Here is a 9,701-nt window from a genome sequence, read left to right on the forward strand (position 1 = left end):
TGTGGGAGTGAGCTTGCTCACGAAAGCGCAGGCACATTCGACATTTTCTTAGACTGGTGTACCGCAATCGCCAGCAGGCTCGCTTCTACAGTTGACCGTGTTTCAATTCGCCAACGCAAAAACGCCTGCTTTCACAGCAGGCTTTTGCGTGAGTGATGAACTTACTTCTGCTGCGTCAGCGCCGAGTAGCTGTTCATCAGGTTGCGATAGTTGGGAATCCGCTGCGACAGCAGGTTACCCAGGCCTTCAATGTCGTTGCGCCAGTCGCGGTGCAGTTCGCATGCCACCGAGAACCAGTTCATCATCTGCGCGCCGGCCTGAGTCATGCGGCTCCATGCGGCTTGCTGCACGGTGGTGTTGAAGGTGCCGGACGCATCGGTGACCACGAACACATCAAAACCTTCCGCCAGCGCCGACAGGGTCGGGAACGCTACACACACATCCGTTACCACACCGGCAATGATGATCTGCTTGCGCCCGGTGGCCTTGATTGCCTTGACGAAGTCTTCGTTGTCCCACGCGTTGATCTGACCTGGGCGAGCGATGTACGGCGCGTCCGGGAACATCTCTTTCAGCTCCGGCACCAGCGGGCCGTTCGGGCCTTGTTCGAAGCTGGTGGTGAGGATGGTTGGCAGGTCGAAGAACTTGGCCAGATCCGCCAGCGCCAGCACGTTGTTCTTGAACTCGTTCGGCGAGAAGTCCTGCACCAGCGAGATCAGACCTGTCTGGTGATCCACCAGCAGTACGATAGCGTCGTCTTTGTTCAGGCGGTTGTAGGTTGGAGTGGTCATGATGTGCGTCCCTTTTCAAGTTTGAAGTTTTGTTGTTGCGTTCAAGTTGGGTACAGATTACTGACGCACAGCAAAGGGATAAATCGGCTGAAAAGCGTTTTACCGTCCACTCAAACGAGACAATCGTTCAAGTCCCGCTCTGATTAGATACACCACAGTACAAATGAAGTACCTCAGCCCCCATTTATCAACTCCTCGCAACTTTCTAAAGTCCTCTCCAACAGCCACCCGCCATTCCGACGGGCAAGCGACAGAGGAAATCATCATGAGCACATCGAAAAAAGTAGTTGTCATCACCGGCGCCTCGCAAGGCATTGGTGCAGGTCTGGTCGAAGGCTTTCGCGCCCTTGGTCATCAAGTAGTCGCAACCTCGCGCTCGATCACAGAATCCAGCGACCCGGATGTTCTGACCGTCGCCGGTGACATTGCCGATCCGCAAACCGCCGAGCGCGTGATTCGTGCTGCCGTGGCCCGGTTCGGTCGCATCGATACGCTGATCAACAATGCCGGGATCTTTCTGGCCAAGCCGTTCACCGCTTACAGCCAGGCGGACTATGCCCAGGTCGTGGCGACCAACATGAGTGGCTTCTTTTACATTTCGCAACTGGCCATCGCGGAGATGGAAAAACACCGCAACGGCCACGTCGTCAGCGTGACCACCAGCCTGGTCGATCATGCAATCGATGGCGTGCCGTCGGTATTGGCGTCGCTGACCAAGGGTGGCATCAACGCCGCGACCAAATCCCTGGCGATCGAGTACGCCAAGCGCGGCATCCGGGTCAACGCCGTGTCGCCGGGCATCATCAAGACGCCGATGCACGCCGAGGAAACCCATCAGGCGCTGGGCAGCCTGCACCCGGTCGGCCACATGGGGGAAATCGACGACATCGTGCAAGCGATCCTCTACCTCGACGGCGCAAATTTCGTCACTGGCGAGATCCTGCATGTCGACGGTGGCCAGAGCGCCGGCCATTGATCGAAACCCTGCAACGCCGCCGGTGGATACCGGCGGCGTCGTTGGTTGTGGTACACAGAGGATGAACGTCCGTCGACCCTCGGTGCGAGCCACAATGAAACGCCATTTTGAAGACTTGCAGTTAGGCAGTATCGAACTGTTCTGCCTGGCCGCCGAAGCCGGCAGCTTCACCGCCGCTGCGCAACTGGCCGGGGTCACGCCGGCGGCCGTGAGCCGGTCGATTCTGCGTCTGGAGCAACGCTTGGGTTCGCGACTGTTTGCCCGCACCACGCGCAGCATCCGCCTCACCGACGCCGGACGGAGCTTCTTCGAACAGTGCAGCCAGGCCCTGACGCAACTGATCGAAGCGCAGCAGGAAGTCATGGGCGCACAGACTTCGCCCTCAGGTCGCTTGCGCATCAGCCTGCCAACCACCTACGGGCACCACCGCATCCTGCCGCTGCTGCCGAAATTTCGCGCGCTGTACCCCGAGGTCACGGTCGACGTGCACTTGGGCAATCGCAATATCGACTTCGTTGAAGAAGGCTACGACCTGGCGATACGCGTACGCGCGCAACCGGACTCGACCCTGATCGCGCGCCTGCTGGAAGACGCCAGTCTGGTTGTGGTTGCCGCCCCCGAATATCTGCACAGAGCCGGCACGCCGCAGACCCTCGACGACCTGATCGAGCATGAGTGCATCCAGTTCGAATTACCCAGCAGTGGGCGTCGGATTTCCTGGCTGTTCCAGGAAAACGGCAGAGACCTGGAAGTGGTCTCTGACGGGGGCTATTCCTGCTCCGACGATGTGCTCGGCGGTGTGACGTTGGCCAAGCACGGCGCCGGACTGTTTCAGACTTACCGCTTCATCGTCGAGCAGGAACTCGCCGATGGCCGCCTGATTGAAGTACTGCAACCGTACGCCGGACGTTCGCGCCCCTACACCCTGCTCTACCCGCACGGCCGCTATGTGCCGCAACGGGTGCGGGCGTTTGTGGATTTTCTGTTGGGGTTTCGTGAGGAATGGGCTGGCTCTGGCAGTTCGTCGTTGCTCACTGCGCCGGGTCGTACTCGTTAACGTTCGGCACCTGCGCATGCAGGCGCCCGAGCAGTTCGATCAGCGTATCGACCTCCGCTTCCGACAAGCCGCTGAGCAAACGCCGCTCACGCTCCAATGCCACTTTCAGCACGCGCGCATGCAGTGCCTTGCCGCTGGCGGTGAGGCTGACCGTATTGCGCCGCGCATCCTTCGTGTCGACCTGACTGCGGATATGCCCGGCTTTCTCCAGCGCCTGCAATGAGCGGCTGACCGCGCTCTTGTCGAGGCCGATAGTTTGCGAAATGCGATTGGCGGTAATGTCGTTTTCCACCGCCAGCATCGAGAGCATGCGCCACTCGACCACGCCGATGCCAAAGTGCTTGCGATAGCACTGCGAGGCGCCCGCCGAGAGCTTGTTGGAAAGGAAATTCAACAACGCGGGAACATAACGAGACAGGTTTAATTGCGGTTCTGCAGACATCGAAGATTTACCCGAAAACGACGAAATGCCGGACTATTGGTTGACACCGCAACTAAATAATCAGAGGATTTCCCTGCCGAACGTTGCGGGCGATTCTGGCTGAATGATAGGCCGTCGCTCGCGTCATAAAAATAATTATCAGGTGTTGGTCATGAATCCTTTCATTTGCGCGTGCGTCGATTGGCCAAATTCGGCGATCAGCCTGCCGCCGCCCGCCCCCGGCTGATCCTTTCCACCGCTAATCCCCCGAGTCTTTTTTCAGCAGCCACTTCAGTGTGGAGGGACAGGTCATGCTCAACGTCATCGTCACCGGCAAAACCTGCGAAGCCGAAGGCATCTGCAGTTTTGAATTAAGCGCCACGGATGGCACCGTGTTGCCGCCGTTTGAAGCGGGCGCGCACATCGATGTTCATCTGGCCGACGGCCTGGTCCGCCAATATTCCTTGTGCAACGACCCCAGAGAACGCCAGCGCTATCTGATCAGCGTGCTCAAGGACCCGCAATCCCGAGGCGGCTCGCAGGCCATGCACGAGCAGATCCTCACCGGGCAAATACTGACGATCAGCGCCCCGCGCAACCTGTTCGCGCTTGAGCCCACCGCCTCGCGACATCTGCTGTTTGCCGGCGGCATCGGCATCACCCCGATGCTGGCGATGGTTTATGCCCTGGCTCCGCAAGAGGTGCCTTTCGAGCTGCATTACTGCTTTCGATCCAGCGAACGCGCAGCGTTTCTGCCGCTGCTGGCACAAGCCCCGTTCGCCGAGCGGGTCATCCTGCATGACGACAGCGGCACGCAGGCGCAGAAGCTCGACGCTGCGGCGCTGCTCGCCTCGCCCGACGCAGGCAGTCACCTGTACGTCTGCGGCCCAGGCGGATTCATGAGTCACGTCATCGAGACCGCGAAGCATGCAGGCTGGCCTGCACACCGAGTTCACCGGGAGTTCTTCGCCGCCGCGCCCATCAATCACAGCGCCGATTCGGCCTTCGAAGTCGAACTCGCCCGCAGCGGGCAGATCTTCCAGATCCCGGCCGACCGCAGCGTGTTCGAAGTGCTCGACGAGGCCGGTGTGGCCATCAACTCATCCTGCGAGCAAGGCATCTGCGGCAGTTGCGTGACCCGCGTGCTCAGCGGCATCCCAGAGCATCGCGACCAGTTCCTCAGCGCCGCCGAACAGGCCGCCAACGATCAATTCACTCCTTGCTGCTCGCGGGCCAGGACGCCGCGCCTGGTGCTCGATCTTTGAACAACAACAATTGGCTCGACAGGAGAACCTCATGAACACGTCCACGCCCGAATCACTCGCCAGCGAACTCTCAGCCCATGCTCTGCCCGAGTTTGCGCTGAATCAATGGTACGTCGCCGCCCTCGGTTGGGAGCTTAGGGACAAACCGCTGGGCCGGACCTTGCTGAACAACCCGGTGGTGCTGTTCCGCAAATCCGACGGTACCGTCGCTGCCCTCGAAGACCGTTGCTGCCATCGCGCCTTACCGTTATCCAACGGCACGCTTGAAGCCTCCGGCATCCGTTGCGGCTACCATGGCCTGCTGTTCGACGACGCCGGCAAGTGCGTGGAAATTCCCGGGCAGGACAAGATCCCAAGCAAGGCCAAGGTGCCGGCCTATCATGTGCGCGAGCAGGACCAGATCGTCTGGATCTGGTTCGGTAGCGCGGCGCAGCCAGAGCCCGATTGCGAACCGCCACACTACGCCGTGCACAGCAGCGGCCAATACCTGTTCGACGGCAGCGTCTATCACTACGAGGCGCCGTATCAGCTGATTCACGACAACCTGATGGACTTGAGCCACCTGGGCTACGTGCATCTGCGCACCATCGGCGGCAACGCCAGCATCCACATGAACGCGCGGATGACCGTGGAAAGTGAAGGCAACGTAGTGCGCGTGGTGCGCCATATGCCGGACTCGGTGCCACCGCCGACTTATACCGCCGCCTACCCGTTCAAAAGCACCGTCGACCGTTGGCAGGAAATCGAATTCCACGTCAGTCATCTGCGCATCTGGACCGGTGCGGTAGATGCTGGCAGCGGCTCGCTGGACGATCCCGAGCGCGGCGGTTTTCATATGCGCGGCTTTCATGGCGTGACACCGGAAACCGCGACCACCAGTCATTATTTCTGGACCATCGCCACCAATCCGGCGAGCGATCCGCAGGCGATCAAGGACAAGGTCGTCGAGCAGACCATCCTGACCTTCGATGAAGACAAGCAAGTGATTGAAGCGCAGTACCGCAATCTCTGCCGGTTCGGTGCACGGCCGATGATCGACATTCACGTCGACGTCGGCGCCAACCGCGCCCGGCGGATCATCGAGCAACTGCGTCAGGCGTAAGCCGCTTCAGCCGGTCTGACGCAGGCGGCTGAGCTCCTTCGACGGCGGGCAGCCGAACTGGCGGTTGTATTCGCGGCTGAACTGCGAGGCACTTTCGTAGCCGACGCGATAGCAGGCGCTGGACACATCCAGCCCTTCATTGATGATCAGCCGCCGCGCCTCTTGCAGGCGCAGCTGTTTTTGATACTGCAGCGGGCTCATCGCGGTGACGGCTTTGAAGCGGTGATGCAGCGCCGAACTGCTCAGATTGGCCACCTGCGCCAGCGCGTCGATGCGCAGCGGCTCGGTGAAATTCTTGTTCAGCCAGTCTATGGCCCGCGTGACCCGATGGGTCTGCGAATCGCTGACGGCGATTTCATACAACAGATGCCCGTGCTGGCCGCGCAGCAGGCGGTAATACAGCTCACGCAACACCATCGGCGCGAGCATGCCAATGTCGCGCGGATTATCGAGCAGGCGCACCAGACGCAGCATGGTGTCGAGCAATGTCACGTCGATTTTGTCGAGAAACATCCCGCGCCCGGCGTCCTGCGGCATGCCGGTCAGCGGCGATTCGGCAATCAGTTGCGTCAGTTGCGCCGGGTCGAAATCCAGCCGAACGCAAAAATACGGTGCTTCGGGCGAGGCTTCGATCACCCGTCCTGACACCGGCAACGTCACCGACACCACCAGGTAATTCAACGGGTCGTAGAGGAAACGTTCGTCACCCAGCCCGACTTCCTTGCGCCCCTGCACGATCAGGCATAGCGCCGGACGGTGCACGACATGAATCAGCTCGGACGGCCCATCGAAACGGATCACGTGCAGCGGCGCAATCGCGGTTTCGTAGGTGCCCGGCGCGTCGAAGCGTTGAGTCAGCAAGCGCACCAGTTCGGCGCGATACACCGCCGTGTCGTGGAGGATGGAAGCGTCGTGGTTATCCATGCAAAGGGCCTCGAAAGCAGACGAAGGTGGGTCAACTGCCCAGGAAGATTAGCCAGTTTTACCCAGCGGCGACTAGATCAAAGATGCTGCAGTTTTGCCTGATTCTGCGTGCTCGTGATCGCGGCAAAGCCATGGGCGCGTTCTCACACGCGCCCTTGGTTTCTCACACCACTATCAACCCGCCGTTACCGTCATGCCGCCATCGGCCATGACCACCGAGCCGACCATGAAACTGGCGCGGCCGGAGGCAAGAAAGGTCACGATTTCGGCGATCTCTTCCGGCTGCGCCGCCCGACCGATCGGCGCCGCTTCGCCGTGCTGCGCGAGGAACCCTTGGCCGTCCTCAACTACATCATTGAGGATATTGGTCACCACATCGCCGACGCCGATGGCATTGACGCGAATGCCGTGTTCGATGACTTCCAGGGCCAGCGTACGAGTCAATTGCGCCAGCGCACCTTTGGAAGCGGTGTAGGCGGCAATGGTCGGAAAGGCAAAGTACGACGCATAGGAAGCAATATTGACGATTGCACCGGACTTGTTCGGGATCATCGCCTTGACCGCTTCGCGGCAGTGCAGGAAAGCTGCCGTGGCATTCACTGCCTGGATCTTTTCCCAGTCGTCGCGGCTCATGTCGATCACCGCTTTGTTGATGATGATCCCGGCGTTGTTGACCAGAATATCCAGGCGCCCGAACTGCTCGACGGCAAGGCCTACTGCACGTTCGGCGGCGCCATCCTCAGTGATGTCCGCCACCAGCGGCACCAGATCGGGACGAGCCAGTGCTTCGACAGCCGGGTTGAGGTCTTCGGCAATCACCTTGGCGCCGCGAGCGTGCAGCATCAGCGCAATCGCCTTGCCGATGCCGCTGGCCGCGCCAGTGACCAGGGCAACTTTACCGGCGACTTCTTGTGGCAGGGTGTGGTTGAAATCAGTCATGGTTTTAACTCCTCGATAGCGAATCGGTGTTGCGCCTGATGACGCGGTCGTAAACACCACTTCACTGTCGCGCACTGTCCGCCGCCGGGCTTTCGGGCGATTGCCGGGACTGTCGGAGTTTTGCGCTGGAGTTTCTCGTTCGCCCGCCCTAACCTTCAAAATCATTCGCAGCCGAAGCTTTTGATGGAGCGTCCTGTGCCCTCTGCCAGCCCTACTACACCGACAATCAGCCAGCCGGCGCGCATCGCCGCCGAAGCCATGCCGGAGCATTTGCCCGGTGTTGCGGAAACGACGATGGCGCGGCCGCAGATCAAGGATGCGGTGGTGCAGTTGTTCCGCCATCAAACCCTGCTCGAGCCGATCCGCGTGCCATGCGTGGCCGAACCGCTGCTGGTGCTGGTACTGGTTGGCACTGCCCGGGTCGAAGAACGTTCGTTGGGCGGAGAGTGGCAGGCGAGCCAGGTCACGGCGGGCGACTTCTTCCTGACCAACACCCGCGAACCCTACGAAATGCGCTGGCAAACCGAAGGTTGCGAGGTCTTCGAAGTCATGCACCTGTACCTCGGTCTGGGCCTGATCGAACAAGCGGCGCGCGAAGCGTTCGGCGAACAGGCGGGTGCAGTGACGTTTGTCGATGTGTCCGGTGCGCGTGACGAGCAGGTCAGCTTCATTCTTGAGCAACTACGAATCGAACTCACACAACAGCGCCAGCCCAGCGCACTGCTGGTGCACAGCCTGGCTCAGGCGTTGGCGATCCATTTGCTGCGTCATTACCTCGACCCCGACAGCAACCCGCGCCGCGACAACGCCCTGCCCGCCTACAAACTGCGTCGGGTGATCGAAGCCATGAATGCGCATCTCGCGGAGGATTTCAGCCTCGGTGATCTGGCCGCAGTCGCCGGGCTGAGCGACTACCACTTCAGCCGCACCTTCAAGCGCGCCACCGGTTTATCGCCCTCGCAATACTTCATCCGCCTGCGCATCAGCCGCGCGCGTCATCTGTTGCTGGAGACCGCACGCAGCGTGATCGACATTGGCCTGGAGGTTGGCTACTCCAGCCCCAGCCACTTTTCCCAGGTATTCCGCCGTGAAGTCGGGGTAACTCCGAGTGCCTATCGCGATGCACCACGCGGCGGTTAAAGAACGTTCGAAAAGCGACGCAGCAGAATTGGGCAAATCCGGTGGAGGAATCGATTAATAACCCATGAGCCGCCGCACTTAATCTTCTTCCAAGCCCACTCACGGGCACATAGAAGAGGACGACGTCATGCTGAACATTCAAGACAAAGTGATCGTGATTACCGGCGCCAGCAGCGGCATCGGCGAAGCCGCCGCTCGCCTGCTCGCCGAACGTGGCGCCAAAGTGGTGTTGGGTGCACGGCGCACCGAGCGTCTGGCAGTGATTGCCGAAGAGATCAACGGCGCCGGTGGCCACGCGCAATTCCGCGCGCTGGACGTCACTGACCAGCAGGATGTGCAGCGCTTCGTCGATTTTGCCGTTGAGCATTACGGCCGCGTCGATGTGCTGGTCAACAATGCCGGCGTGATGCCGTTGTCACGGCTGGATGCGCTGAAGGTCGATGAGTGGAACCGCATGATCGACGTCAACATCCGTGGCGTACTCCACGGCATCGCCGCCAGCCTGCCGTTGATGCAGCGCCAGCGCGCCGGGCAGATCATCAACATCGCCTCGATCGGTGCCTACGCGGTCAGCCCGACTGCGGCGGTGTACTGCGCGACCAAATATGCGGTACGGGCGATTTCCGAAGGCCTGCGCCAGGAAGTCGGCGGCGATATCCGCGTCACTGTCATCGCACCGGGCGTGACTGAATCGGAACTGGCCGACAGCATCTCCGACGAAGGCGGCCGCGCGGAGATGAAGTCTTTCCGCAAGATCGCCATCCCCGCCGAAGCCATCGCCCGCGCGGTTGCCTACGCCGTCGAACAACCGGCAGACGTCGACGTCAGCGAACTGATCGTCCGCCCGACCGCGAGCCCCTACTGAAACCGGGAGTTAATCTGTACAAGCGAGCCTGCTCGCGAAAGCGCTGGGTCAGTCGGCAAAGATGTTGAATGTGCCGCCGCCTTTGCGGGCAAGCCCGCTCCCACAGGAGACTTGTGGCGCCACCCAATCAATGGTCAACACGGGACATTGTGGGAGTGAGCTTGCTCGCGAAAGCGCTGGGTCAGTCGGCGAAGATGTTGAATGTGCCGCCGCTTTCGCGG

10 protein-coding genes are annotated in these 9,701 nt (G+C 60.7%); 6 read left to right on the plus strand and 4 right to left on the minus strand.

The genetic code is table 11. From position 1 onward, the window contains the following. Positions 1 to 161: 161 nt before the first annotated feature. Positions 162 to 791: an isochorismate family cysteine hydrolase YcaC gene (gene ycaC, locus AC4IHP_RS27645; RefSeq protein WP_016774235.1), complete on the minus strand. Its 630-nt coding sequence runs from the start codon at positions 789 to 791 to the stop codon at positions 162 to 164. A 265-nt stretch (positions 792 to 1,056) separates the two neighbouring features. On the opposite strand from ycaC, the gene AC4IHP_RS27650 reads away from it, so the two are divergent. Next, positions 1,057 to 1,767 (plus strand): SDR family NAD(P)-dependent oxidoreductase, encoded by a 711-nt coding sequence (locus AC4IHP_RS27650; RefSeq protein WP_490833263.1) that lies wholly within the window; start codon positions 1,057 to 1,059, stop codon positions 1,765 to 1,767. A 94-nt stretch (positions 1,768 to 1,861) separates the two neighbouring features. Next, a complete protein-coding gene (locus AC4IHP_RS27655; protein ID WP_490833264.1) occupies positions 1,862 to 2,824 on the plus strand; it encodes a LysR family transcriptional regulator in 963 nt (320 codons plus the stop codon). Here the strand turns inward: AC4IHP_RS27655 and AC4IHP_RS27660 are convergent. After that, the gene (locus AC4IHP_RS27660) at positions 2,799 to 3,266 is read right to left on the minus strand and encodes a MarR family winged helix-turn-helix transcriptional regulator (RefSeq protein WP_101155322.1); all 468 of its coding nucleotides are present in this window, start codon (positions 3,264 to 3,266) and stop codon (positions 2,799 to 2,801) included. The genes AC4IHP_RS27655 and AC4IHP_RS27660 overlap by 26 nt on opposite strands. 290 nt (positions 3,267 to 3,556) lie before the next feature. On the opposite strand from AC4IHP_RS27660, the gene AC4IHP_RS27665 reads away from it, so the two are divergent. Together AC4IHP_RS27665 and AC4IHP_RS27670 are read left to right on the plus strand one after the other, a co-directional pair. Next, a complete protein-coding gene (locus AC4IHP_RS27665) occupies positions 3,557 to 4,510 on the plus strand; it encodes a PDR/VanB family oxidoreductase (protein ID WP_490833265.1) in 954 nt (317 codons plus the stop codon). Positions 4,511 to 4,541: 31 nt separating this feature from the next. Next, positions 4,542 to 5,612, plus strand: a complete 1,071-nt coding sequence (locus AC4IHP_RS27670; protein ID WP_490833266.1) for a Rieske 2Fe-2S domain-containing protein — start codon at positions 4,542 to 4,544, stop codon at positions 5,610 to 5,612. Positions 5,613 to 5,618: 6 nt separating this feature from the next. Here the strand turns inward: AC4IHP_RS27670 and AC4IHP_RS27675 are convergent, their stop codons facing one another. Both AC4IHP_RS27675 and AC4IHP_RS27680 read right to left on the minus strand, forming a co-directional pair. Further along, a complete protein-coding gene (locus AC4IHP_RS27675) occupies positions 5,619 to 6,536 on the minus strand; it encodes an AraC family transcriptional regulator (RefSeq protein WP_490833267.1) in 918 nt (305 codons plus the stop codon). Positions 6,537 to 6,710: 174 nt separating this feature from the next. After that, the gene (locus AC4IHP_RS27680; RefSeq protein WP_460119939.1) at positions 6,711 to 7,475 is read right to left on the minus strand and encodes an SDR family NAD(P)-dependent oxidoreductase; all 765 of its coding nucleotides are present in this window, start codon (positions 7,473 to 7,475) and stop codon (positions 6,711 to 6,713) included. A gap of 258 nt (positions 7,476 to 7,733) precedes the next feature. On the opposite strand from AC4IHP_RS27680, the gene AC4IHP_RS27685 reads away from it, so the two are divergent. Together AC4IHP_RS27685 and AC4IHP_RS27690 are read left to right on the plus strand one after the other, a co-directional pair. Further along, a complete protein-coding gene (locus tag AC4IHP_RS27685) occupies positions 7,734 to 8,615 on the plus strand; it encodes a helix-turn-helix domain-containing protein (RefSeq protein ID WP_490833269.1) in 882 nt (293 codons plus the stop codon). A gap of 127 nt (positions 8,616 to 8,742) precedes the next feature. After that, complete coding sequence (locus tag AC4IHP_RS27690; protein ID WP_490833268.1) at positions 8,743 to 9,480, plus strand: SDR family oxidoreductase; 738 nt, start codon at positions 8,743 to 8,745, stop codon at positions 9,478 to 9,480. Positions 9,481 to 9,701 lie beyond the last annotated feature (221 nt).

Source organism: Pseudomonas sp. UF-293, from assembly GCF_058245595.1.